Consider the following 25153-nt stretch of genomic DNA (forward strand, 5'->3'; position numbering starts at 1 on the left):
TAGCTATTTTCATAGAAACACTTAAAGAAGCTTATTAACTTTTAATAAACTTATGGCTAGAGAATGTTCCATCCGCATTTTTTATTGAAAGAATATACACTCCTTTGATTAACTTGGAAACATCTATTTTTTGATCAATTTTATCGTGTGATAAAATTATTTTACCTGAAGCATCATATATTTTGGCTTCTGTGATTTTCTTTTTACTTCTTATGTGTAAATAGTCTGATGCCGGATTAGGATAAATATTCACATTATTATTTTGAAATTCATCATCCTGAGTACTTAAATTAGATTGTGTAACCGAAATATTATCCAATATAATCGCTCCGGACATATTAACATTAGCAGCAGGTGTATAATTATGGAATCCAAAATAATAAACACCCGTAGATATGGGAGTAACTGTAAACGTTGCATTTGTTGCTGATGTTACATTTACATCAGGGTAGTCAGCAATAATATTGATCATAGATGTATCAACAGGTGATTCACCATATGCTACCTTTAAGCTTTGTGGACTTTGATAATTAGCATAAATAAAGCTGAATGTATAGCTTATTCCTGCCTGCAAATTCACACCTTGTGTATAAAACCAAGTATCAGCATCAGCCATATCATACGAACTGTTAAAAACAGCATTAGAATCAAATCCAGGAACAATACCAGTAATATCAGACACTCCCCAGTTTCCTAAAAAACTTATTGACTGCATTGAAGTACACGCAGGAATAGTATAATTATTCACAGCATTAAAATCCTCTAAATAAGGCACATCTACAGTACTGCAAGCCGTTGTAAAATTAACCAAAGAACTCCAATCACTTATACTTCCGCCGCCGCAATTATTTCTTACCCAGACATAGTATGAAGTATTCGGAGAAAGACCTGGAATATTTGTTGATACCCCCGTAATCCCAGTAATTGTAGGCACAGTTGAAAAGATTGGAGGCGTATTGGTTGTACTCCTATAGATTTCATAAGAAGAGCTTCCTGGTACCGGGCTCCATGAAATGGAAGCAGAATTTGAAGTTACATTCGACGAAGTTACATTATCTGGCGTTACACAACTGTTTGCAGCCAGATAAGAAAAACCAAGCACATTCAATATTTCTGATCCTGATGAAGTTTTAGTTACTTTAACGTTTGCAATATTTTTAGTCTGATTAGCCACACTTATTGGCAAAGTAATCTCATACAATCGTGGATTAAATGTATCATTTTCAATATTATCATTAATACGGCTTACTCTACCAATTCCCTTTATTGCAGTGGGACTTCCCCAGTACCAGTCATTCACAGAATTATCAACAAAAGTTTGAGATGTACCGTCTGTAAAAGTGACCAGGATATCTGCTGTAGAAAAACCACTTCCTGTTGTAGCTAACATATAAAGCTTTGAAGCCGCCGGTGTAGAATTAAAAGATAAAGTCCCAAAATCATTAGCGTTTAAAAGTCTTAAAGAATTATTGCTACTATAAGATGCTAATTGAAACGTAAGTCCTGGTGTATTTTCAGAATTGATTAATCCATTAGCCGGAAGTCCTGATGTAGGACTAACTCCTGAAGCATTGACAAAATCTGTTGACATAAATACAAATCCGTTAGCCGGATCATCTATACTTTGAGTTGTACTTGATGAAGCAACACCCGCACCATTTGCAATCAAATCTTCGTTATAGCCACTTGTAATATTTAAAGGTTGATAGTTTTGGGCATTGATTTTACTGCAAAGAAAAGCAGCCATGAAGCCCAATAGGCAAAATGTAATTTTTTTATTCATTATTTATATTTTTATGCAATACAAATATAAATTTAAAAACCAAATAAACAACATTTTAACTATTATTAACACATTAAAATCAATAAAACATAATAAAAATAATATTATAATAATCAATATTTTAAATATTCCGAATCTGATATTTTATATTTTAATTAATATTTTTTTCTTTTTTCTTGATTTACCTTATTTAAAAAAATTACAGGTTTTATAATTCTATTTATCAAACAGTTATATATATTGAACAAAAAAAATACCTCAAAGCAATGTTTTGAGGTATTTTCGTTTAAACAATAAATAAAATAATTATTTTGTAAGTTTTGTTGTGGGTAGAGCTACAGTCCCGGGATCTTTCCATAAACCGTCTTTTTCTGCTCTCTTTTTGATTGCCTGAGCTCTTTTTTCACTGTCCGGGTGAGAGTTGAACATTTTTTCAAAACCGGATTGTGCACTTCCTTCTGATAATAAGGCTAGTTTTTTGAAAGCACTATAAGCTCCTACAACATCATATTTGTTAGCTTTCATAAAATCATAAGAATAAGTATCTGCTTCAGACTCCTGTTTTTTGCTGTGAGAAGCATCTAAAAATGCATTCGCCATTTTCCCTATCTGACTGTCATTAAGAGTTGCTACCGTACCAGACGCTGATGAAGCGGCATCTAATGCTGCTGCTTTTAAATAAGCAGATTTCATGGCATCTTTTGTATCCTGATTTTTAACGTGACCGATTTCGTGACCAATTACTGCCAATAGCTCATTATCCGTCATAATATCCATCAGAGAAGAGAATACACGAACACTTCCGTCTGCACAGGCAAAAGCATTAATATCTTTTACTTTATATACTTTATAGTTTAAATTCAGACCGTCTTGTGTTTTGTGCTTCCCAAACAGTTTATTCAATCTTACTGTGTACGGATCTTTCGGTCCTGCTACAGGATTGTTTTTATCCATCCAATCTACAGATTCTTTGGATAATTTGATGGCATCTTCATTTGTAAAAGTTAAAGCTTTTGCACCCTTTGTAACAACCCCGGCAGCTTTTCCGAGATTAAATTGTGCATTCATCGAACTCATTGCGCCTAAAATGGTAAGGCATACGATAATTTTTTTCATAGTCATTTAAATTTGGAGCACGAAGGTAATCAATTTTTAACAATTTTTAAATCAAAACTTCGTTCCCCATCCCATTAAAATGCTATTTTTTTTCCTTATTTTTGTGAACATGAGTCAAAAATGGATTTATAAGCCCGAACCTGATGAGGAAATTGTGGACGGACTAAGTTCGTCACTTGGTTTTGGTACTTTTGAATCTAAACTTCTCGTTCTAAGAGGAATTGACAATTATCAGAAGGCGAGAGAATTTTTCAAACCAAACCTTAACGATATACACAGTCCGTTTTTAATGGCAGATATGCAAAAAGCTGTTGAGCGTATTGCCACTGCAATTGAAAATGGCGAAAAAATATTGGTATATGGAGATTATGATGTGGATGGAACCACAGCAGTGGCTTTAATGTACCTTTATCTCAGCAAAATTGTTGAGAAAAAATACCTGGATTATTATATCCCGGACAGAAACTCTGAAGGATACGGAATTTCTACTGAGGGAATTGATTTTGCTAAAGAGAATGGTTTTTCATTAATCATTGCTCTGGATTGCGGAATCAAGGCTCTGGATATGATCAATTACGCTTCTGGCCTTGAAATAGATTTTATTATCTGTGATCACCACCTTCCCGGTGAAGAAATCCCTAATGCAGCCGCTGTACTTGACCCTAAAAGAAGTGACTGCCGTTACCCATTCAAAGAACTTTCCGGATGTGGTGTAGGTTTTAAACTTTGCCAGGGACTGAATACTATTTACAAACTTCCGGATGCCGAATTGTTTGAACTTACGGATCTTCTGGCTATATCTATCGCTGCTGATATCGTTTCGATGACCGGTGAAAACAGGGTTCTTGCTAAAATGGGACTGAAAACCCTCAGAAAAACAAGAAACCTTGGGTTAAGATTATTAATTCCGGAGGATAAACTGTCTCATTTTGAAATTTCAAATATTGTTTTTGAAATTGCTCCTAAAATAAATGCTGCAGGAAGAATTTCCCATGGAAAAGCAGCCGTAGAGCTTATGGTTTCTGAAAACCTGAAGCATGCTAACCAGATTGTGAGTGATATCATGAACCTCAACGATGAAAGACGTGAGCTGGATATGAACTCTACCCTTTCTGCTTTGAACCAGATTATAGAATCTCAGCAGGAAACGAAACATACTACCATTGTTTATCATCCTGAGTGGAACAAAGGGGTAATCGGAATTGTGGCTTCAAGACTTATTGAAACCTATTATAAACCTACCCTGGTATTTACAGACGGAAATAATGGTGAAATGGTGGCTTCAGCGAGATCGGTTTCAGATTTTGATGTTCATGAAGCACTTGATATGTGTTCAGAATACTTCCTTAAATTCGGTGGGCATCATGCTGCAGCCGGATTATCAATGGAAAAGGAAAAGTTTGAAGCTTTCAAAGTAAAGTTTGAACAGATTGTTTCTGAAAAAATCCAGAATCACCAAAAGGAACCTTCCATTACAATTGATTCTGAAATTAAAGTTGATGACATCAACAGAGAGTTTATTAATTTCCACCGAAAACTGGCTCCTTTCGGACCTCAGAATATGAAGCCTATCTTCACTCTATCCGATCAGAAACTTTCGGGTTATGTAAAAACAATGGGGAAAGATAATAATCACCTGAAGTTTTATATTAAACAGGAAACCACAGGAAGAAATATTGAATGTGTTGGCTTTAAGCTGGGACAGTTTGTAGAAGATTTTAAAAATAAAAATTTTGATCTTGCTTTTACTCTGGAAGAAAATCACTGGAAAGGCAACGTGACTCATTATCTTAATATTAAAGATGTAAAATTTAGAGAGTAAGTAAGGTTGCAGGTAAAATCAGAACCAACAGGAAATTCTATCAATCTAAAAAACTTAATTTCCTTATTTATATTCTAAAGTACTGTCTCACCTATTATCAGCTACCTACTACCTAACAAAAATGAAAAAAATCGGCCTATTTTTCGGTTCTTTTAACCCGATCCATATCGGGCACCTTATTCTGGCAAACTATATCCTGGAAAATACGGATATGGACGAACTGTGGTTTGTAGTAAGTCCGCAAAATCCTTTTAAAGACAAAAAATCTTTACTGAAAGACCACAACCGGTTGGATATGGTACAGCTTGCAGTAAAAAACTATCCCAATATGCGTGCTTCCAATGTAGAATTTTCTCTCCCGAAGCCAAGCTATACTATTGATACGCTTACTTATCTTCATGAAAAATATCCTGATTATTCTTTCAGCCTGATTATGGGAGAAGATAATCTGGGCAGCCTTCACAAATGGAAAAATGCTGATGCTCTGATTAAAAATCACCATATCATTGTTTACCCAAGGGTATTTGAAGGAGAAAAGAAAGATTCTGAATATCTTCAACATGAAAATATCTCTATGATAAAAGCCCCGGTGATTGAACTTTCTGCCACCGAAATCCGTAATATGATCAAAGAGGAAAAGAATGTAAGACCTATGCTACCACCTGAAGTTTTTGAATATTTGGATGGTAGTAATTTTTATAAGTAATTTTGCAAAATCAGAAATCAGAGGTTAGAAATTGAAAACTAAAGTCTTTTAGCTTTTAACGCTCTATTTATACTACAAAAAATGGATTTCATCGAAAAATTTTTCTCAAAATATTCCCAGGAAAAGCTCATCAAATGGTTTAAACAGATTTGTCTTGCAGAGGCAATTTCATGTGTTTTATTGTATTGTGTGGCGATGATCTGGATTCGATACGATGAAAACCTATATTCTATTATTTTCATTAGCGTAATTGGTAGCTTACATGGATTATTTTTCACCATTTATCTTTTACTCTGCATTCCCGCCAGAAAAATTTACAATTGGGATGATGAAGATTTTGTGTTCGCTTTATTAGCTGCGTTTTTCCCTTTTGCTACGGTATGGGTAGATAAAAAACTGGCTCAATTCGATAGAGAATAAAATCATTTTTCATAAAATTTCACATTTTGCTGTAACAAAATTATTGTTACAGTTGTCTTATTATACAGAAAGGTCAAGCAATTCATTTTTTAAACATAATTTTTATTAACTGAAAATCAATAAGTTAAAATTAATTACAAATATTTTTCAGTACTTTGTATTGCATGATACTAAATTTATTATATATCTTTGTAATGTAAAATAACAAACCATACAAGCTATTAATTAAAAAATAATAATCATGAAAACTCAAATTCTCATTGCAGCACTATTCTTCAGCGGACTTATTACCGCTCAGCAGAAAAAAGATAGTTTGAAAGTAAATGCTATTGAGTCCGTCAATATCAAGAAACAGGTTTTCAAAAAACAGGGAGACCGTCTTGTTTACGATGTAGCAGCCTCTCCTATTGCAAAAGGTACCAATACTTTTAACCTTTTGAAACAAACTCCCATGATTTCAAGCATTGATGGTAAAACATTAAAGATTCTTGGAAAATCGGATGCAATTATTTACATCAATAATAAAAAAAGCAATATGGATGCTGAGGCTTTAATTGAAATGCTGAAGTCTACTCCATCAGAAGATATCCAGAAAATTGAAGTCATTACGGTTCCCGGAAGTGAGTTCCAGGTGGAATCTAAGGAAGGGGTTATCAATATTGTGATGAAGAAGAACAAAAATAATGGCTACAATGGGACTTTGAAAATGCAGAATGAGCAGGCTTATTATAACAACCCTAATGCAGGGGGATCTTTTAACTTCAGACAGGGAAAATGGTCGGGAAATTCTAATTTCAGAATGGGCAGCTGGACAGAAAGACAAAGATATACGCTTTCTAACGGAGATCCAACCTTCAGAAATGAGTCTTATGGTTTCAATGATGATCCAAATAAAAACTTCGGTGGTGGATTTAATATTGATTATGAAATCAGCAAGAAGCAAAGTTTGGGACTTTCTTATAATATGAGATACAATAAGAGTTTCAATTCTATTCTGGATATGACGAACTGGCAAAACGGAAAATTATCTGACAGAACAGTGAACCATGAAGATGCCCAGACCAGAAATCATTCTTTCAATTTAAATTATGAAATAAAGACAGATTCTATAGGCAGCAAACTTACTTCTAATGTTTCTTATTTATGGTTTAACAGGGATAAAGTAAGTTTTAATGAGAGTATCCCACTAGGTCTTGATCCTTCGAGTGAAGAGTATAAAAAGGGATATTCAGCTTTACAACAGTCTGTACCACAAATCATCAACAATTATGCTGCTAACATAGACTTCCTGAAAAAAACAACCAAAGGAGCAACATGGTTAATGGGAGTAAGTTATAATTATACTAATACAGATAATGATACTCAACAGGATAAATTAATTGGTGGTGAATTTGTAATGGATCCAAAACAAACCAATCATTTTATATACAAAGAAAACATTTTAGGTATTTACCTGAACTATGAGAGAAAGCTGACTGAAAAGTTATCCGGAAAGATTGGAGCCCGATATGAAATGACAAGAAGTACCGGAGATATCCTTGGAAAAACAGGATTTGAAAGAAATTACAATAACCTGCTTCCTTATCTGAACTTAAACTATGCAATCAACTCAGATCACAATTTAAGTTACACTTTCTCCAGCAGAATCAGAAGACCAAGATTCTGGGAACTGAATCCATCCAGAACGTATTTTACTCCAACCAATTATACTCAGAATAATCCATTTGTGCTTGCTGCTAAGTTCTATAATCAGGAGTTGAACTATATGTTCAAAAATGCATTCTATGCCAATTTGAGTTATACAATGGTAGATGATGCCGCAGCTTCTGACCTGCTTCCTTTACAGGGAATATTAACCACTCCACAAAAGGATGAAAATGGTAATTACATATACGATGGAGCAGGTAATATGCTTATGGATAAAATAAGATTTCTGAGATACATCAGAACCAATTACGGTAAGAATAGAGAAATCGCTTTAACGCTTGGAATGAATAAATCCTGGTTTAAAGATATCTGGACCACTAACTATTCTGTAAACCTGGCTTACAATACTTACACCGGTGGAGTATGGCAAGACCCTACTTCTCAGCTGGGACCATATGAAAGTGAAGAACTGGAACCTTATATCGTAGATGTTAAAAACTACAATATGTCTGCAACCCTTAATAATACTATCCGTCTTTCTTCTAAAAAGGACTGGTTTTTAGGAGTTAACTACTATTTCGGAAGCAAAGTAGCGATGGAAGGCGGAACAGTAGGAGTAAGACAAAGCTTTGATATCAGTGTGAAAAAAATTATTGGTGACTGGACCATCGTTGCAGAGGGTAATGATTTATTTAATCAGAGTTTCTACAGAGTTAACGGAATACAACCTAACGGGAAATACAATAATATCACCAACTTCAATTATCCACGATTAATAAGCATTGGAGTAACCTACAATTTCGGAAATCAGAAACTTAAAAAAGCAAGGGAAATGAAATCAGCGAATGATGCTGTAAAATCAAGAACCTAATCTATAAAAACTTCACGCTCTAACCACTCTAAAAAAACAAACATGAAACGTATACTTTTGTCAATAGCTGTCATATTCGGGACTTGTGCTTTTGCTCAGGAAAAGAAATCTGACTCAACGAAGACTAAAAATATAGAAGGTGTTACCATTACAAAACAGGTTTTTAAAAAACAAAGTGACCGTCTGGTATATGATGTTGCTGCTTCTCCTATTGCGAAAGGAAATACTACTTTCGACATTCTGAAACAGACTCCATTATTGTCTTCAACAGATGATAAAACCTTAAAGATTGCAGGAAAGAATAATGTATTAATCTACATCAACGGAAGGAAATCCAATATGGATGCAGAATCTCTGGCTCAGTTCCTGAAAAATACACCGGCAGAAAACATTCAGAAAATTGAAGTGATTACGGTTCCCGGAAGTGAATACCAGGTGGAATCTTCGGATGGGATTATCAACATCGTTTTAAAGAAAAAAATGAGTGATGGTCTTAACGGAAACATGAGATTTTCTAATACCCAAGCTAAATACAACGGCAGCCAAGCTAGCTTCTCTGCCAACTACAGAAAAGATAAACTGGGAATAAGTGCCAGCCTTAGTGGCGGAGAGAATATTGAAGCTCAGACTTACACTCTGAAAAATAGCAGTGACAATTCATCCAATGAATCTACCGGTGATATTGATGATCCAAATAAGAATATTGGGGGCTATCTGAATATAGATTATCAATTAAATGATAAAAGTAACTTAGCATTATCCTGGAATACATGGGCTAATAAGAGTTATAATTCTACAGTAAATCTTTTCAATACGATTATTACTCCAAAAAATGACACAAAATATACCTGGTCTAAAAACAAAGAGGATTCAAGAAGTTACAATAATTCACTGAACTTAAATTACGAATTAAAAACTGATTCTTTAGGGAGTAAATTGAATGTAAATGCATCTTATCTGAACTATAAAAAATTCCAGTATATCAATAATATGACATACAACTCTAATATCAATAGAGAGGTATTAGGATGGAGTACACAATTGATACAGGATCTTCCACAAGTCATCAATAATTTCTCAGGAATGGTAGATTACATTCAGAAATTCAAGAATGATCTGACCATTTCTGTGGGTGGGAATTATAATAAAACTAAAACAGACAACGATACGAAAAATGATTCGTATATTTTTGATACACCACCCATATTTGATCCTAGGCCTAATCATTTTGTCTATAATGAAAACATTTACGGATTTTATATTACTGCTGAGAAGAAGTTCTCGGATAAATTCTCAGGAAAACTGGGAACAAGGTATGAAATTACCAACAGTTTAGGAACATCAGATAATCCCCCTTCAGATGCAGAAGCTCTTAAAAGAATTGAAAGAAATTACAATAATTTACTTCCTTACCTAAGTCTTAATTATTCGATCAATGATAAAAATAATATCTCTTATTCATTTTCAAGCAGAATGAGAAGACCCAGCTTTTGGGAATTAAATCCAGTAAAAAATAAACTGACAGATAATAATTATACTCAAAACAACCCTTTCGTAAAAGCTTCCTCCACTTATAATCAGGAACTGATGTATATGTATAAGAATTCTTATTTTGTTGTTTTAAACCATTCTTATATTAAAGATGCTATTACTCAGGTTCCTTTACAGGGATATCCTGTGAAACCAAATGGAGATGTGGGCCAAGATCTTGCCTTAAGATATATCAGAACGAATTTTGGAGACCGTCAGGAAATGTCTGCAATGGTGGGAATCCAAAAATCATTCTTTAAACAGTACTGGACTACTAATTTTAGCATTGGTGTTCAACATAACAGAAATAACGGAAGTCTAGATATGGATCCTACTACTGGAGATCGTTTCAAAAATGAGCTTGGAGAATTTGTAACTTATGTAAATGATATAAAATCTACCAGTCTTTTGATTCAAACTAATAATACCATCCGTCTTGATAAGGCTAAAACATGGTTCCTTGGGGTAAACTTCTTCTACATAGACAAACAACAGATAGAACTGGGTATGCTACGAAGTTTATCAAGTTTAGATCTTAGTATCAAGAAAAACTGGAACGACTGGACGTTTGCCCTGAATGTAAATGATGTTTTAAGAACCAATATTGTAGTAATTGATGATTATCAAAGCAATGGAAACTACAATTATGTTCATCAGAACAGATATCAGAGAAATATTACATTAAGTCTTACTTACAACTTCGGAAATAAAAAACTGAAAAAAGTAAGAGATATTGAAGGGGCTTCCGATTCTATCAAGAGCAGAACAAGATAAAAACTATCTTTCTTCATATTCAATCAAATTATTTTGTACACAAACCTGTTGAAAAGTCAACAGGTTTTTTATCTTTAATTGTATGAAAAAGAGTTTAGTATTTGTCATCTGCTTTATTTCCTTTTTGTTGATCGGATGTAAAGAGAGTAAATTCAATCTTGGAAATAATATCCGCTTTAATAAAGAGGAAAATATTCATTATGGAGATAATCCGGAACAGGTTATGGATCTTTACATACCCGACAAAAAAGCATCTGAAGAAAAAGAAGTTTTCATCATTATTCATGGAGGTGGCTGGCGCAGCGGAAATAAGTCTCAGCTTACCTTCTTTACGCTTTCTATGATGCAAAAGTTTCCGGATCATGTTTTTGTCAACATGAATTACAGACTGGCTTCTGCTACCCAGTATGCTCTACCCAATCAGACGGATGATATTAAAAAGGTTATTACTTTTCTGAAAAAGAAACTCAACTATAAGCCTAGGTTTATTCTTATGGGAAATAGTGCCGGTGGGCATTTATCAATGCTTTATGCTTATCATTTTGATGCTGATAAAGATGTGAAGGCAGTGATCAATATCGTAGGCCCTGCTGACCTTTCGGATGAAGGTTTCAAGAACTATGAAGAATATTCTTTTGTAGAAAAGCATCTGATTGATGCTAAAACTCTGCCTGTAAAAACCTCAGCAATCAGTTTCGTAAGTCCGGTACATTGGATTAATATCACTTCTTCCCCTACTCTTTCCTACTACGGGAATACCGACCGTGTGGTTCCTTTAAGTCAAAATAAAATCCTGGATTCTATACTGAGCAAAAACAATGTCATTCATGAATCTTATGAGTTTAACGGCGGTCATTTGGATTGGGATAAGCAACCCAATAATACTTTTCTTATTGATAAAATTGAAACTTTTCTTAAAAAGACAGACAAAAAATAACACGTTCTGATGGTTCAAAACGTGCTATACTTTTATTTTTTGATTTACTCAGATTTTGCAACAGTTGTTCTTTCTGAAACCCCATTGGAATTGAATGCTTCAATCTGAAAATAGTAAGCATCTGTTCTGTCTGCACCGGTAAAGAAATATTCATTCTTTCCATATACCATAATGCTTCCGTACATTTTATCAGGAGATTTCCCCCAGTAAATTACATAACCGTCAGCTTCAGGATTCTGCTGCCATTTCATCCAGATACTTCTTCTTTCACCATATTTTTTAGGATCCGCTCTTAAAGGTACAAACCCTTCTACTTTGGCAGGCTGTTTTCCAGCTCCTTTTCCAAATACTCTGAAACCGCTTAATGCAAATTTTCCGGTAGGCATTTTAAGGTTTTCCATTTTAAGGAAACGGGCTTTTGCAGGCTGTTCAAGTTCAATATAATCGTGAGGAACATCTTTTGTATTCTTGCTTTTGTCCACAATTACACTCCATTTTTTCCCGTCATTGGAACCATAGATTTTATATTGATGCATTTTTCCTAAGGTTTTCCCCATGAACTCAGCATCCTGATCGGCATAATTAATCTGAATGGCATTGATGGTAGAAACTTCCCCCAGATCAGTCTGAAACCATTCTCCTGAATTTCCTGTTTTAGCACTCCAATAAGTCTTGATGTCTTCGTCTACAGCATAATTAGGCTGGTAGCTTCCTAAAGTAGAGGAAACCTGCACCGGTTTATTATAATTCAGTAACATCCATCCGGCAAAAAGACCTTTTGTAAAATCTTTACCCTGTGCATATTGTGGAAGGTAAGTTGGATAATCTCCGTAAGCCGTATTGCAGTACATCACATCATCTTTATCAAAACCTGCCGGCCAGATTCCCAGTCTTCTTTCAAAGTTATTTTTGGTAGAAATAAAAATTGTGGATACATGCCACCAGTTTTTATAATTGTCTTCAAAAGTTGCCCCATGCCCCGCTCCTCTCGCAAAACCGCCCGGTTTGTAAGAGAATGGATTATGCTGCTGGTACTCGAAACCTTCCAAAGGACTTTTGCTTACATATACTCCGTCGGAATATCCACTGAATTCTGTTGCCGGAGCCCCATACTGCATATAATACTTCCCGTTATGTTTCGTCATCCAGGCTCCTTCTACAAAAGGCTGAAGAAAAACATTATCATTGTATTCCCCGAAACGTTCCCAACCATGATCTTCAGGCTTCAGTTTAATAATGGGTTTTACAAAACCTTCGGACTGAAGGTTTTTCACTTTCACTTCTGTTCCCAACAAAGGCCATTCATTACTTGAACCCCAATACAGGTATAATTTGTTCTTATCTTCATCATAATGGAATGCAGGATCCCATGCACCTACTTTTAAAGTATCTACCGCAATCTTCCAGTCATCTTTAGTTGGGTTTGTGCTTTTCCAGATCGGAAAATCCTGCTCCCAGGTAGAACCATAGACATACAGTGTATCTTTCATCGCCCAGACAGCCGGAGCATTAAGATCATGAATGTATTTATTGTCTCTGAGGAATTTTCTCTTTACAAACTTCCAGTCCAGCATATCATCACTGTACCAGTATCCTTCCTGATTGGTAGAGAAAAGAAACAGCTTATTCTTGAAATTAACAATTACAGGATCTGCTGTAGCACGATGTTTTCCCTGTTTTGAAAAAACTTCAAAAGGAGTATAACCATAATCAATATTAATAGGGTTGCAAAAAGTTTTCTGCTGAGCCCCTACCATTATTCCAAGAAAAATGGCTAGTGACAGAATATATTGTCTCATTTTTAGATTTTAAAGATTGAGACAAAGTTAGCTAACTTTTTTTGGTTTTCTCCAAATAAAACCGTCCAGAAGATAATGGGTAAGCTGCGGAACAACTAATAGCGGAACCAGAAATTGAAGCAGATTTTCGGAAACCGCCAGGTCCAGGGAAAAGTGTTCATTCCACACCAATGTTTCCCACAGAAATTCTTCCAATAAAGCTAAACCTAAAATGATTCCAACAAATAAAAAGATTCCTGAAAATGGTTTAAATACCTGCATCCAATTAAGCTGTTGTTGATCTTTCTGTTTGATCTCACGGATATAGATTAAAGCTATATAGGGAATGCCATGAGAGACAACATTCAGGAAAGTAAAAAGAAGATCATTATTAAAATATACAATCCCAAAATACCAGGACAGATAAGTTCCTGTGATGAGTGCTGTTTTAGGTATATTAACAGTCTTAGCTTTTATAACTTGAATGATCGTTTTTACAATCCAAATGATCAGAATTGCAAAATATGTTACACTAATGAAAGGAAGATAATTGGGAAGATTCTTAAACAAGTCGAATTCATGATCCACAAACCATGTAAAGGCACGTGGAGTCTGAAACCAGTACAGCATTGGAAAAATAGTGGCTGCATACACCGCAACCTCATCTATTTTCTTGCTCCAGTTATTCGGTTCAAAACGGGCATAAATTCTCATAAAACCGTACTGCTGACGGATAAAGTGAAAAACAGCAATGAGTGCCAGCACAGACCAGAATGCTAAACTACCTAACTGAAATAAGGCTATTCCTAAACACCAGCTCAGAACAGGTACTCCAAAATACAGCAATTTTCTACTCTGCACTTCAGATTTTACAAAATAGGTTTTAAACAAAGTGGAATACACATGGGCAACATCTACAAAAACAATCAGGAGAAGCCATGTATAAAAGGAATAATGATTTTCCAGCCCCTGAATCTGTTTCTGAAAAAGAAAAATAACCAGCAATACCAGAAAAGGTGGTGATAAAATAAACCACCAGTCTGTTTTCGCATTATGTATCCAGGGTTGCTTCATAAATTGATACTTATTATAACATCTTATCAGTTAAAATAAATTTATAACATTTGTTGTGCTGTTCTTGTTCCCTGATAAAAGGCCTCTTCAAAAATAGAAATTCCTGAGAGATCAGAATGGGCAAAGAATATTTTCTCCCTAACAGGTTCTTTAGCCATTTTTGCTTTTTCGCCAAAAATCTGATCCGGTGTGGGAGCAATCATGGCATGTCCTATTTTATGAAACTGCATTTCAAGGATAAAATCTTCAATTAATGGATGGGCTTTCTTCATATCTTCTAAAACTAAATTTTTAAGTTCAGCTTCTTTCATGGAATACAGCTTCTTTCTGGCTTTTTTACAATCATTTGTAGAGAAACTTTTATAGTAAGTAATCACTTTTTCTCCCATGATTTGGTTGATATTCTGATGCTGATCGAAAATATACCCTAATCCGGAAGATCCGTAGATTATGTTATCCCAAGCAAGCTCTTCATCTCCTCCGAATTCATTCTTCAGAGTAATCGTAGTTAAAAGCCAGGGAACATAATGAAATGATGACGCTTTTCTATTGCTGAAAATTCTTTCATTCACAAACTGCGGCGTAGCCATTAAAACTTTATCAGCAATGATCTTTCTGGTTTTCTTCTGAGAATTGTCAAAACTTAAAACCTCGACCTTATCAGTAACATTTATATCAAAAACTAAATTCTTAGTTAAATTTTTATCTTTTGAATACTTTGAAAGATAATGAGTTAATCTTGCATTCCCTTCCGGCCATGTGAATACCTGATCTTTATATTTTTTACTCCAGTTGTTTTTTCTTCCCGCAAAATAATGAATCCCGGCCCATGCGGAAACGTAGTCAATTCCTAATCCGAAGTCATCTCTACAGGAATAATCCAATAGCCAAAGTAATTCTTCAGACTTGAAATCATGTTGTTGAAGCCAATCTTTAAAAACAACTTTCTCAAAATTGAGAACCTCATCTTCTCTGCTGGAATCATGAACAGGAATAGCAAACCAATAGTTTCCCTGAGTATCTTTCTTTTCACGGAAAGCATCCATCATTTTAAAGAATCTGTCAAACTCTTTCTGTACTTCTGCAGAAATTCCTTTTTGGGGAACAATATCATTCTGCCATGCGTTTTTATAGAACAGTCTTTCCTGCTGTGGAAAAGTCATCTGATACTCATCCAAAACAGGTTCTCCATCTTCTTCAATGCTCTGGCAGATGCCACATTCTGTAAGAAACTCAATAATCTCTGTATTTTCTTTATTGGGTAAAGGCAGATAATGAGCTCCCAGTGGGAATTTTGAAAACTTATTCTGTCCATTGGAAGAATTTCCTCCTACATGATTTTCCATTTCCAGTAAAAGGTAATCATCTTCATTGTGCTGACTGAAAAACCTACAGGCAGAAAGCCCAGAGATCCCACCACCTATCACAAGATACTTAGTGTGGATAACTTCGGAAAATTGTGGAAAATCCTTCGCCCATAACTTATGCCCCAAAACATGGTTGGTTCCTGTTATTTTCAGTAACAGGAATTTAACCTTCTTTCCGCAATATTGTAGAAAAGGAAGCATCAGCCCACCTAACACTATTGTTTTCAGGAAATCTTTTCTACTGAACTTTCCCCCACTCTTCATCGAAATAACGAACTAATATCTGGTTATCCAGACGGTTAACTTCTACTTCATTCACTTTCATATCTTTACTGAAATATGATATTTTTGAAAAATCATAATCATAGTATTTCAGATTGGGAAGTCTTCTGTATATTTTATTATTCACCGGTTCAAAGGAAGCCATAGAAAAGCCCCATTCTCCAAATGAAGGAACGTAAGTGTGATATGCTGATGTAAACGGAAAAATCTGATTTAAGGTTTTCTCTATGCACCAGAAAGATTTCGGAGCAAAATATGGAGAAGTGGTTTGTACTACAATTTTAGTATCCGGAGTTGTTAATCTTTCAAGCTCTTTATAAAACTGCAGAGAATAAAGTTTCCCCAAACTGTAATTGGATGGATCCGGAAAGTCTATAATGATGACATCAAACTTCTTTTTATTCTCTTTTACCCAGATGTAAGCATCTTTATTGACCACTTCCACCTTAGGATTGGAAAAAGAGCTTTGATTCAGCCTTCGCATGGTTTCATTGGTTTTGAAGAAGTCTGTCATCTCTCCATCCAGATCAACAAGCTGAATCTTTTTCACCTCTTTATATTTCAGGACTTCACGTGCGGCAAAACCATCACCACCTCCCAGAATCAATACATTATCAATATTTTTAGCCATCGACATTGCAGGATGTACCAATGCTTCATGATAACGATACTCATCTGTTGAGGAAAACTGCAGGTTATTGTTCAGGTAAAGCCTGAATTCTCTGTTATTTCTTGTTAAAACAATTCTCTGATAAGGAGAACTCTTTGTAAACACAACATTTTCCCCGTAAAGCTTCTCTTCAGAATAAGACAGTATCTTATCTGAAAAAATGAAAAGCCCAACCAACAAAATAAATGCGGCGATTGATTTTATTTTTAACGAGAAAGGTTTTGATAATTCTTTCTTAAGATAAAAGCACAGGAATATAGCAATAGAAATATTGATAAGTCCGAAGAATAAAGGTGTTTTTACAATTCCCAGCTGCGGAATTAATACCAAAGGAAAAAGAATAGATGCCAGTAATGCCCCAATATAATCGAAGGCGAATACATTTGAAACTAAATCTTTAAACTGAACTCTATCCTTCAGAATATTCATTAAAAGCGGAATTTCCACTCCTACCAAACATCCTGTAAAAAAGACAAAAAGGTAAAGTACACTTTCAAAATGGGCCAGTGTATTAAATAAGACAAACAGTACTACTGAGCTTACCCCGCCCACAATTCCGACCAGAATTTCAATTTCTACGAATTTATCAATAAGGTTTCCCTTAATGAATTTGGCCAGATAGGAACCTACTCCCATAGAAAACAGGTAGACACCAATAATAAAGGAAAACTGCTTCACAGAATCTCCTAAAAGATAACTCGCCAATGCTCCGGCTACCAACTCATAAATCAATCCACATGTCGCAATGACAAATACAGAAAACAGTAAAAGCAGCTCAAGAGGAATCCTCTTCTTATCCATGAATTGCTGCGCTTATAATCATTGAAATTCCGATGATAAATGCTCCGAACACAATAGCCAATGCTATATTTTTATTCTGAGCAATCTCATGCCATGTTTTTTCCGGAGTAAGTTTTTCAATGATGAAATAGCATACAAGCAGAATAGCGATTCCTAAAAATGAGTAAAGAACCGAGTTTAATATTGGTAAGAAATTAATATTGTCCATAGTTTTTAATTTTTATTTGTGATAGTATCTGTAAAATCCTGCTCTGGAATGGCTTTTTGTAGTTCCATCGCGATATTTCTCTGTTTTCGCACAGTCACAGAATTGATTTCCGGTAAATGTAAGATAAACAAACAGGCTCATAAAAAGTCCTCCGATTGACAGTAACAGCCAGTTGCTTTTGATATAATGAGTTAATCTTTCCATTGTTTAATTATTAGCGTAAGGTGAATTAGAACTGTTATTCCATTTTCCATATTCAAAAGTACGTTTCATCCAATGGCTCCCTACAACAAATATGATGAGACAAACCAGAACAATTCCAAAGTTCCAGAAGGAAACCGGAAGCCACGTTGCTTTAATATTAACGGCTGGGTTTTTATCGTAACTTTCAGGATAGCCATACTCCTGAGGCATATTGAGAAGTATAGAATCTAATTTTCCTGTTTCTTTTGTAGTATTCTGAAGGCCTGTTCTTAATATAATATCTTTTGTAAGAGCTTCTATATCATTATAGGTACTGACTGTTTGATTTTTATCGTTTTTGAGAAAAAAACTTCCGGTATCATTTTTAACAATTGAGAAGTCTGAATTTGCTGGTCTGTAACCGGATTTAAACGGATCTTTGGCTCCTCCCTCTTTCTCGGCAGAAATCAGAAAATGATAAGTCCCTCCAGGAATACCGCATAAGTTAAATTCTTCGGTCTGGCTTCCTTCGCTCCAGCTTTCTCCGTCTTCATATCCTGAATACTGTTCAATATCTTTAGAAGCATAAATAACTTCATTGGTTTTCTCATTCACAAGGCTAAGCCCAACATTAGCCCAGGAGTTATCCACATTAGAAGAGGCATATACCTGTAGCGGCGCAGATCCACCTGAAAGGGTAAAGCTTTTACTCACCACTTCCTTATCTGTAACATCTGTAAAATTGATTCTCTGTTCAAAAATTGTCTGATTACTTCTGGAAGTCACTACATACAGCTGCAAAATACAGATCAATAAAGCCGTAATGGCCATGATATTGGTACATTGCTTAACATTAAAGTAAAACGGCTGAACAATTCCGGTTCCGGTGCGGTAAGGCATCTCTGTAGCGCCAAATGCTTTTTTGATTTCAAATCTTGAAATATGGTTTCCTTTGAAAAACTGGACGGATTTTCCGTATTCCTCACGGGAAATCATTTCAGTGCCGTTTACATATTCTTTATAAGTAGCCAGTCCAAACTGCAATTTATCTTCAAAAAAACCGGTAGCAGCATACACTGTACAAGGGGTAGTTTCGAACCATCTGTAATTCTTTCCATTTGCCTCAGCATAATATTTGAATTCTTTAAAAGCAAAATCTACCGGGCGGAGAAGAACCCAATGCCCATCACTTTCACTGAGATAAACATTGTTTCCAGCGCGGTCTTTTAATGAATATTCCCGCCAAAAGGTATCTGAACCATATTTTTTAATAACAATATTAATCACCCAGTACTCGGTTCCATAGAGTATTCCTTTGCGCCCAACTTCCAAAACAACGTTTTCCACAGGTTTTTTAACAATCTTTCTTTGGGTAGACTGCCCTATGGTAACAAGATTGTTACAATGGCTGCAGATAAATTCTTCAATGGCAAAATCTATGGCCATTTCGTTGTTGTTAGCCCCGCAATGAGGACAGATTTGATCCATTTTTATCTGTAAATTTTGTGTTTCTGAATGGTATTAGCTTTAAAATACTGAACAACCTCATCTGCAATCTGCTCTACTTTTGCCGTGTTGTCCTGAGTATAGTTACAAAGAAAAACATCAAAAGTAAGCTGTTTAAATTCCGGCCACGTATGAATACAGAGATGAGATTCTTTAAGACATACTGCCGAAGTGAAACTCTGATTTTCAAAAACATGATTGGTAATTCCTACAATCTCTACTTCTTTTGTTTTCAGTATATTTTCTGTAAAGGCAAGAAAACCTGTGCTGTCTAATAACAAATCTTCTGACTCTGTTTCCAAAGTCAGAAGAATATGTAAACCTTTATTTGATAATGGGTTCAATTAATTTTTTTCGTAAATATATTATTTTTTTGGTAGAAAAACTTCTGCAAGCATACATCTTGCACTTCCCCCTCCATTTACTTCAATGGTATTTAAATCTGAGTAAATAATTCCACAATACTTTTCAATGGCTGCTACCTGCTCCGGATTTAAAGACTGATAAGCAGTCTGGCTCATCACAAGGAATTTCTCCCCTTCTTTATTCTGAACCTGAAGCATATTTCCTGCAAACTGCTGCATTTGCTCTTCTGAAATTTCAACGATTTCCTTTCCTGAATTCTTGATGGTTTCAATTACCTTTTCTCTTTCCAGCCCATCATCAATACAGTCAAGGCAAATGACTACAAATTTATCAGCTACACACATCATAACATTAGTGTGATAAATAGGAAGTCTTTCTGTACCTACTGTCTGATAAGAATGGAACACTACTGGTGTAAAACCATATTTTGCACAGAATTCTCTGAATAAATTCTCATCCAGTCTCAAAGAAACAGAACCATAAGCAATCTTATTATCATGATCGAAGATCATACTTCCTGTTCCTTCAAGGAAATGACCTTGGGTTTCAGGAAATGACCAGTCGTCAATTTCAGTAATATCAAATCCCTGACCTTTGATGCTCTCAAGAATATCATCTCTTCTTTCCACTCTTCTGTTGGAAGCGAACATCGGATATAAAACCACTTTCCCGTCTTTATGGAAACTTACCCAGTTATTTGGGAAGATAGAATCTGGTGTATGAGGATCCAATGTATCTTTAATGGTAATAACATTAATTCCTTTCTCTCTCAGCTTCCCAACAAAGGTATTGAACTCAGCCAAAGCTTTTGACTGGATATCAGAACCTGTCTGTTCTACCTGAAAATAATTGTTTTTTGCAGTTTCTGCGTTGTAACCGAATGCAATCGGTTCTATCATTAATACTGTATCTGTTGTTTGCATTTCTTTTTTGAATTAAAAATTTAAAAGATTGAAAGATTTTCTCTCACTCTAAAACTCTCCTACCCTATAACTCTACAACTCAACTACTCTCTTACAAGTGGCATTGTAGAACATCTCAGCAGTCCACCCATTTTAGAGATTTCTCTGTAAGGAATTTCTTCTACCGTCATTCCCCACTCGTTTCTTAAATGGTTGTTCATTCTTGTAAATGCTTTGTCGGAAACTACTACGTCCGGAGAAATAGAGAAAATATTCGGGAACATTTCAAACATTTCTTCATCATTGATGTGGAAGCAGTTTTCTTCTCCGAAGATATCAATGATAAGACGGTAATCACTTTCGTCTACAAATCCGTTTTTGTAGATAATACATTTATCTTCTCCTACCGGATTGAAAGTACAGTCAAGGTGTAAGATTCCTTCAAAAGGTACTTTATCGTTTTTCTTCAGTTCAAGATCAATGATTCTTTTCTTCGGAAAATACTCTTTTAAAATTTCAATGGCATACTCGTTGGTTCTTGCCGTTTTATAGTTTCTGTAATCTTCGCTGAAGCAGGTTCCGATGAAAATAAAATCATTCCATACAATCACATCTCCACCTTCGATATGTGCGGTTTCAGGAAGATTGATGATCTTTCTCCATGCTACTTTTTCAAAAACACTTTTGTATGCTTCCTGCTCGTCTGCTCTGTCTGCAATTACGTTGGAGATGATCATCTTATCATCAATTACAAAAGCAACGTCTCTTGAAAAGACCTGGTTGTAATCTTCAATAATGCTTGGACGAAGTACTTCAACGTTATACTTTTTTAATACCGCTTCAAAAGCGTTCATTTCATTGATAATATCCTCTTCTTTAGGATAAATGTTGTGTTCGATTGAGTAATACGACTTCGCGTCATAACTTTCCTCTAGCGTGGGAATAGCTCCCAGTGAATTAGGCTGGCCCAGAACTACTGATCTCAGCCTACCCGTTTCGTTTTTAATGTTTAGTCTCATAAAGATTTATGCAATACTACAAATATAAGTAAAGGTCTCTATCTAGAAAATTTTTGGATTATTTTATCCCTGAAAATTGGCCTTCTCAGGCGTCTTCTTTTAGCGAAATTCTCCCCCTATCCAACAAACCGTAGTATAAAGCATATAAAAACGTCTACAACCTACTACATTTCATCTACATAAAAACGAAAAAATAGATTTTTTTACAATTCAACATCCTACATTAGTGATATAATTTTCGCGAAATTATATATGCTAAAACTTTATTATTAACATCAAAAAAACAAAGTCATGAACAAGAAAAACCCTGTGCTGAAAAATGCACGAAAATTAGAAAGAGACCAGCAGAAATCTATTATCGGAGGTGAATTCACTGGTCCCAGAAAATGCTGTGAATATGATGATGTAACCGGAGCATGCTTCCTCTGGGTATGTAACAGATGTGGTTGTCCATAAAATATTGAGAAAGCCGTTTCATGAATTTTGAGACGGCTTTTTTAATGAGCCTACATCAAATTATATGTACAAGGGTTTTTGTAACAGGAACTTTCAATTTCACCTTTCTGAGTCGTACTCTACCTTCTTTATTTTATGATAAAAAATTGTTGAAATTCTATTTAATACAATACAACTTATTAAATTTCACACACATAATAATAAAAAATTCTTTTTTAAACAAAATAAAATCATATATTAGTGATATAATTTATCATTAAATTATATTGTTTAAAACTTAACTATCAACATCAAAAAATCAAAATCATGAACAAGAAAAATCCTGTGCTAAAAAACGCACAAAAATTAGGAAGAGAGCAACAAAAATCAGTAGTAGGTGGAATAGGAATCTCAACAGGCAAAAGATGCTGTGAATGGGGTCCGTCAGGAAATTGCACGCTCTATACTTGTGATAGATGTCAATGTCCATAAAAAATCAGAACTTAACTATCTATTAACATCAAAAACAACAAAATCATGAACAAGAAAAATCCTGTGCTGAAAAATGCACAAAAATTAGGAAGAGAGCAACAAAAATCGGTAATCGGTGGAATAAACAGAGAAAGATACTGCTGCGAGTGGAATGAAGATGGAAGTTGCAGAATCTGGACATGTGGTAACTGTGTTTGCCCATAAGAATATTAAACCTGCTTTTGAAAAGCAGGTTTTCTTTTATCTGGCTCTATTTTCTTCTTCTGTTTTCTGAATTTCTTTAACCTGATATTTTGAGCTTCCAAAGGTATAGCTCAATGAAAAAACAGTCTGCTGCTATCCCACCAATGGGTAAATCGGTTATCCATAATCTGTTTATGCCTGAATTCTAAACTTTGGTCATTGGAATCAAAGATATTGTTATAACCAATCTTTGTATTCAGCTTATTATCTAACCAGGATTTTTGAACAGAAAGATCTACCGTATAACGCGGCTTAATAATATAAAGACTATTCCCTGTTTTAGATTCATAATTGGCAAATAGATTAATTGTATATCCTTCAGGCAATGTAAAAACCTGATTGACTCTTACCTCATAATTATAGATATCCAGTGCAAAAACCTCATCCAAATAAGGTCTGAATTCATAATTGTAATACCCTGTAATTTGGCTGGTAGTATTCCACCATTTTGTAATTCTGATAGGAAAACTAGTTTCCAAAGCTGCAAACTTTCTATAGGGAAGATTGGTTCCCAGATATTCCAGCACATTGGTTTCCGGATTATATATCGGATAGCGGGTCATCACCTCTTTTTCTTTTCCAATACTCAAACTTGTCACCCAGTTTTTATGACGATAGGTGATCTTAAACTGGCTTGTGAATGAAGGCTGCAGATAAGGATTTCCTATCCAATAATTCAAAGGGCTAAAATAGAAACGGAACGGATTAAGTTGAGAGAAAATTGGTCTTGTCATTTTTCTGCTGTAGGAAAAAGAAAGTTCATTTGATTTATTAAATGTATAATTCGCACTAAAGGATGGCAACCACTCCAAATAGTTTCTTGAAACAATAGAATCAGCAGTAACGGCATTAGAAATACTGTTTGTATTTTCAAATCTTATCCCTGCATTCATCTGAAGCTTTCCAAATTTCTGCTTATAAGCCAGATAACCTGCAAAAATTTTCTCTTTATAGGAAAACACATTGCTTCTTGACGGATCAAATTCAAATTGCCTAGTGACGGATAAGGTATCATATCTGATATTGTTATAGGTATCAGAATAACTGTATTTAATCCCTGCTTCAATATCTGCATTTCTAATTTTTTGTGAAACATCAATTTGAGCAGTATAAATATCAATTTTATTAAAAAGATCGGATTTCCAATGGGATAAAAGACTGGCCGTAGATTGATTTCTATTAATAAAATCATCTTTTTGTGTGTTTCTAACCGCAAGATAGTTTCCTATAAAGCTGAATCTGAATCCTTTGTTTTGAAAAGAATAATCAGTTGCTATCCCATAATTATTCTGCGAATTGTCTGAAGGGTTTTCACTTAAAGAATGAGAAACCAGCTGTGTTTCAAATTTGTCAGTAGTATATAATGATCCTGAACGGATGTAATCATTATTCCGAAAATTTCCTCTTATATGTAAGCTAAGCCTGTTATGATCATTCAATCTGAAATCTGCTCCTGTTAGGATATTGTAAACTGTACCTTTATTTTTTTGGTAGGTATTGGTACGCATGACATTGGTATTAGCCAAACGCTGCAAAGCATTATAACGATAAGTGGAAATACCATCATTATATCCTCCCTGAAGGGTATAAACAACTTTTCCGGTATTATAGGAAAGGTTTAAAGAATTTTCTCTGGAATTGAATCTATTAACATAAATATTTCCATTGTAATTTCCTTTCCATCCAAGATTGGTATTCTTTTTTAGTTTAATATCAATAATCCCTTTAAATTCTGCATCATATTTTGAGGAAGGATTGGAATTCACTTCCAAAGATTCTACCATTTCAGGAGATAATGACCGTAAATAAGCCTGCAATTCCTGAACACTCATCACAACTGGTCTTCCGTCAATAAAAATAGCAGGAGATATTCTGCCACCAATAAAAATTCCGTCTTCCTGATCAACAGTTCCCCCAGGTGTTTTTCTCAACACTTCAAGCAGATTGATGGACGTTTTAAAATCTTTATTTCCGGAAACAGCCATTACCATATTTCCATCATTCAGCTTTATATTTCTTGAAGCAGACTGAATAACGACTTCTGAAATATTTGTAGTGATAGATTTTGTTCCGGCCAAAGAATCCGAAGGTTTTGCTTTTATAATCTCCTGTGCATTTCCAAAAACTGACAGCAATAATAACAACAGGAAAAACCATAATTTGATCATCATAAATTTTATATTTTATGAGATCAAAAGTATCGGCTTAAAGCAAAAATTGG

At 34.9% G+C, this 25153-nt stretch carries 21 protein-coding genes; 8 read left to right on the forward strand and 13 right to left on the reverse strand.

All coding sequences use genetic code 11. The features are described 5' to 3' along the window. Positions 1-34: 34 nt before the first annotated feature. Both BOQ64_RS08305 and BOQ64_RS08310 read right to left on the reverse strand, forming a co-directional pair. Positions 35-1783, reverse strand: a complete 1749-nt coding sequence (locus tag BOQ64_RS08305) for a T9SS type A sorting domain-containing protein (RefSeq protein ID WP_129057687.1) — start codon at positions 1781-1783, stop codon at positions 35-37. 306 nt (positions 1784-2089) lie between these two features. After that, the gene (locus tag BOQ64_RS08310; protein ID WP_129057688.1) at positions 2090-2899 is read right to left on the reverse strand and encodes a M48 family metallopeptidase; all 810 of its coding nucleotides are present in this window, start codon (positions 2897-2899) and stop codon (positions 2090-2092) included. Between the two features lie 109 nt (positions 2900-3008). Between BOQ64_RS08310 and recJ the strand changes: the two genes are divergently transcribed. The 6 genes from recJ to BOQ64_RS08340 all read left to right on the forward strand — a co-directional run bounded on the left by recJ (position 3009) and on the right by BOQ64_RS08340 (position 11606). After that, entirely contained in the window at positions 3009-4721 is a 1713-nt protein-coding gene (gene recJ / locus BOQ64_RS08315; RefSeq protein ID WP_129057689.1) for a single-stranded-DNA-specific exonuclease RecJ, read from the forward strand. A gap of 121 nt (positions 4722-4842) precedes the next feature. Then, positions 4843-5427, forward strand: a complete 585-nt coding sequence (nadD, locus tag BOQ64_RS08320) for a nicotinate (nicotinamide) nucleotide adenylyltransferase (RefSeq protein ID WP_129057690.1) — start codon at positions 4843-4845, stop codon at positions 5425-5427. An 81-nt stretch (positions 5428-5508) separates the two neighbouring features. Further along, entirely contained in the window at positions 5509-5847 is a 339-nt protein-coding gene (locus BOQ64_RS08325) for a DUF3817 domain-containing protein (protein ID WP_129057691.1), read from the forward strand. Between the two features lie 241 nt (positions 5848-6088). Further along, on the forward strand, positions 6089-8365 hold the full coding sequence (locus tag BOQ64_RS08330; RefSeq protein WP_129057692.1) for an outer membrane beta-barrel family protein: 2277 nt from the start codon (positions 6089-6091) through the stop codon (positions 8363-8365). A gap of 42 nt (positions 8366-8407) precedes the next feature. Then, entirely contained in the window at positions 8408-10669 is a 2262-nt protein-coding gene (locus tag BOQ64_RS08335) for a TonB-dependent receptor domain-containing protein (protein ID WP_129057693.1), read from the forward strand. A gap of 82 nt (positions 10670-10751) precedes the next feature. Further along, positions 10752-11606: an alpha/beta hydrolase gene (locus BOQ64_RS08340; RefSeq protein WP_129057694.1), complete on the forward strand. Its 855-nt coding sequence runs from the start codon at positions 10752-10754 to the stop codon at positions 11604-11606. Positions 11607-11650: 44 nt separating this feature from the next. Here BOQ64_RS08340 and BOQ64_RS08345 read toward each other — a convergent pair whose 3' ends face one another. The 10 genes from BOQ64_RS08345 to BOQ64_RS08390 form a co-directional block, all read right to left on the reverse strand. Continuing rightward, complete coding sequence (locus tag BOQ64_RS08345) at positions 11651-13405, reverse strand: discoidin domain-containing protein (protein WP_129057695.1); 1755 nt, start codon at positions 13403-13405, stop codon at positions 11651-11653. Positions 13406-13432: 27 nt separating this feature from the next. Continuing rightward, positions 13433-14458 (reverse strand): hypothetical protein, encoded by a 1026-nt coding sequence (locus tag BOQ64_RS08350; RefSeq protein ID WP_129057696.1) that lies wholly within the window; start codon positions 14456-14458, stop codon positions 13433-13435. 41 nt (positions 14459-14499) lie between these two features. Continuing rightward, the gene (locus BOQ64_RS08355; protein ID WP_129057697.1) at positions 14500-16089 is read right to left on the reverse strand and encodes an NAD(P)/FAD-dependent oxidoreductase; all 1590 of its coding nucleotides are present in this window, start codon (positions 16087-16089) and stop codon (positions 14500-14502) included. Beyond that, positions 16064-17578 (reverse strand): polyamine aminopropyltransferase, encoded by a 1515-nt coding sequence (locus BOQ64_RS08360; protein WP_129057698.1) that lies wholly within the window; start codon positions 17576-17578, stop codon positions 16064-16066. Before BOQ64_RS08360 ends, BOQ64_RS08355 begins: the two co-directional genes overlap by 26 nt. Further along, complete coding sequence (locus tag BOQ64_RS08365; RefSeq protein WP_045491052.1) at positions 17571-17786, reverse strand: DUF350 domain-containing protein; 216 nt, start codon at positions 17784-17786, stop codon at positions 17571-17573. The genes BOQ64_RS08360 and BOQ64_RS08365 overlap by 8 nt, the downstream gene beginning before the upstream one ends. Positions 17787-17798: 12 nt before the next feature. Then, positions 17799-17990, reverse strand: a complete 192-nt coding sequence (locus BOQ64_RS08370) for a hypothetical protein (protein WP_129057699.1) — start codon at positions 17988-17990, stop codon at positions 17799-17801. A gap of 3 nt (positions 17991-17993) precedes the next feature. Further along, a complete protein-coding gene (locus BOQ64_RS08375) occupies positions 17994-19457 on the reverse strand; it encodes a DUF4178 domain-containing protein (protein WP_129059681.1) in 1464 nt (487 codons plus the stop codon). 2 nt (positions 19458-19459) lie between these two features. After that, complete coding sequence (locus BOQ64_RS08380) at positions 19460-19819, reverse strand: S-adenosylmethionine decarboxylase family protein (protein WP_129057702.1); 360 nt, start codon at positions 19817-19819, stop codon at positions 19460-19462. Between the two features lie 21 nt (positions 19820-19840). After that, positions 19841-20764 (reverse strand): citrulline utilization hydrolase CtlX, encoded by a 924-nt coding sequence (ctlX, locus tag BOQ64_RS08385; RefSeq protein ID WP_129057703.1) that lies wholly within the window; start codon positions 20762-20764, stop codon positions 19841-19843. An 83-nt stretch (positions 20765-20847) separates the two neighbouring features. After that, on the reverse strand, positions 20848-21762 hold the full coding sequence (locus tag BOQ64_RS08390; RefSeq protein ID WP_129057704.1) for a dimethylarginine dimethylaminohydrolase family protein: 915 nt from the start codon (positions 21760-21762) through the stop codon (positions 20848-20850). A gap of 291 nt (positions 21763-22053) precedes the next feature. Here BOQ64_RS08390 and BOQ64_RS23060 point away from each other — a divergent pair, with 291 nt between their 5' ends. Together BOQ64_RS23060 and BOQ64_RS23065 are read left to right on the forward strand one after the other, a co-directional pair. Beyond that, positions 22054-22218, forward strand: coding sequence for a hypothetical protein (locus BOQ64_RS23060; RefSeq protein WP_164975779.1), 165 nt, complete (start codon positions 22054-22056; stop codon positions 22216-22218). 516 nt (positions 22219-22734) lie between these two features. Then, on the forward strand, positions 22735-22893 hold the full coding sequence (locus tag BOQ64_RS23065) for a hypothetical protein (protein WP_164464413.1): 159 nt from the start codon (positions 22735-22737) through the stop codon (positions 22891-22893). Positions 22894-23003: 110 nt separating this feature from the next. Here the strand turns inward: BOQ64_RS23065 and BOQ64_RS08395 are convergent, their stop codons facing one another. After that, a complete protein-coding gene (locus BOQ64_RS08395) occupies positions 23004-25103 on the reverse strand; it encodes a TonB-dependent receptor domain-containing protein (RefSeq protein ID WP_228448275.1) in 2100 nt (699 codons plus the stop codon). Between the last annotated feature and the right edge of the window lie 50 nt (positions 25104-25153).

Origin of the sequence: Chryseobacterium sp. CH25, from assembly GCF_004119455.1 — a bacterium.
Lineage (GTDB): Bacteria > Bacteroidota > Bacteroidia > Flavobacteriales > Weeksellaceae > Chryseobacterium.

Coding starts and splice junctions, on each gene's coding strand:
- recJ (WP_129057689.1), top strand. CDS start 3,009: ATGAGTCAAAAATGGATTTATAAGCCCGAACCTGATGAGGAAATTGTG.
- nadD (WP_129057690.1), top strand. CDS start 4,843: ATGAAAAAAATCGGCCTATTTTTCGGTTCTTTTAACCCGATCCATATC.
- BOQ64_RS23065 (WP_164464413.1), top strand. CDS start 22,735: ATGAACAAGAAAAATCCTGTGCTGAAAAATGCACAAAAATTAGGAAGA.
- BOQ64_RS08390 (WP_129057704.1), bottom strand. CDS start 21,762: ATGAGACTAAACATTAAAAACGAAACGGGTAGGCTGAGATCAGTAGTT.
- BOQ64_RS08355 (WP_129057697.1), bottom strand. CDS start 16,089: ATGAAGAGTGGGGGAAAGTTCAGTAGAAAAGATTTCCTGAAAACAATA.
- BOQ64_RS08395 (WP_228448275.1), bottom strand. CDS start 25,103: ATGATGATCAAATTATGGTTTTTCCTGTTGTTATTATTGCTGTCAGTT.
- BOQ64_RS08335 (WP_129057693.1), top strand. CDS start 8,408: ATGAAACGTATACTTTTGTCAATAGCTGTCATATTCGGGACTTGTGCT.
- ctlX (WP_129057703.1), bottom strand. CDS start 20,764: ATGCAAACAACAGATACAGTATTAATGATAGAACCGATTGCATTCGGT.
- BOQ64_RS23060 (WP_164975779.1), top strand. CDS start 22,054: ATGAACAAGAAAAACCCTGTGCTGAAAAATGCACGAAAATTAGAAAGA.
- BOQ64_RS08325 (WP_129057691.1), top strand. CDS start 5,509: ATGGATTTCATCGAAAAATTTTTCTCAAAATATTCCCAGGAAAAGCTC.
- BOQ64_RS08310 (WP_129057688.1), bottom strand. CDS start 2,899: ATGAAAAAAATTATCGTATGCCTTACCATTTTAGGCGCAATGAGTTCG.
- BOQ64_RS08340 (WP_129057694.1), top strand. CDS start 10,752: ATGAAAAAGAGTTTAGTATTTGTCATCTGCTTTATTTCCTTTTTGTTG.
- BOQ64_RS08305 (WP_129057687.1), bottom strand. CDS start 1,783: ATGAATAAAAAAATTACATTTTGCCTATTGGGCTTCATGGCTGCTTTT.
- BOQ64_RS08350 (WP_129057696.1), bottom strand. CDS start 14,458: ATGAAGCAACCCTGGATACATAATGCGAAAACAGACTGGTGGTTTATT.
- BOQ64_RS08365 (WP_045491052.1), bottom strand. CDS start 17,786: ATGGACAATATTAATTTCTTACCAATATTAAACTCGGTTCTTTACTCA.
- BOQ64_RS08370 (WP_129057699.1), bottom strand. CDS start 17,990: ATGGAAAGATTAACTCATTATATCAAAAGCAACTGGCTGTTACTGTCA.
- BOQ64_RS08330 (WP_129057692.1), top strand. CDS start 6,089: ATGAAAACTCAAATTCTCATTGCAGCACTATTCTTCAGCGGACTTATT.
- BOQ64_RS08375 (WP_129059681.1), bottom strand. CDS start 19,457: ATGGATCAAATCTGTCCTCATTGCGGGGCTAACAACAACGAAATGGCC.
- BOQ64_RS08345 (WP_129057695.1), bottom strand. CDS start 13,405: ATGAGACAATATATTCTGTCACTAGCCATTTTTCTTGGAATAATGGTA.
- BOQ64_RS08360 (WP_129057698.1), bottom strand. CDS start 17,578: ATGGATAAGAAGAGGATTCCTCTTGAGCTGCTTTTACTGTTTTCTGTA.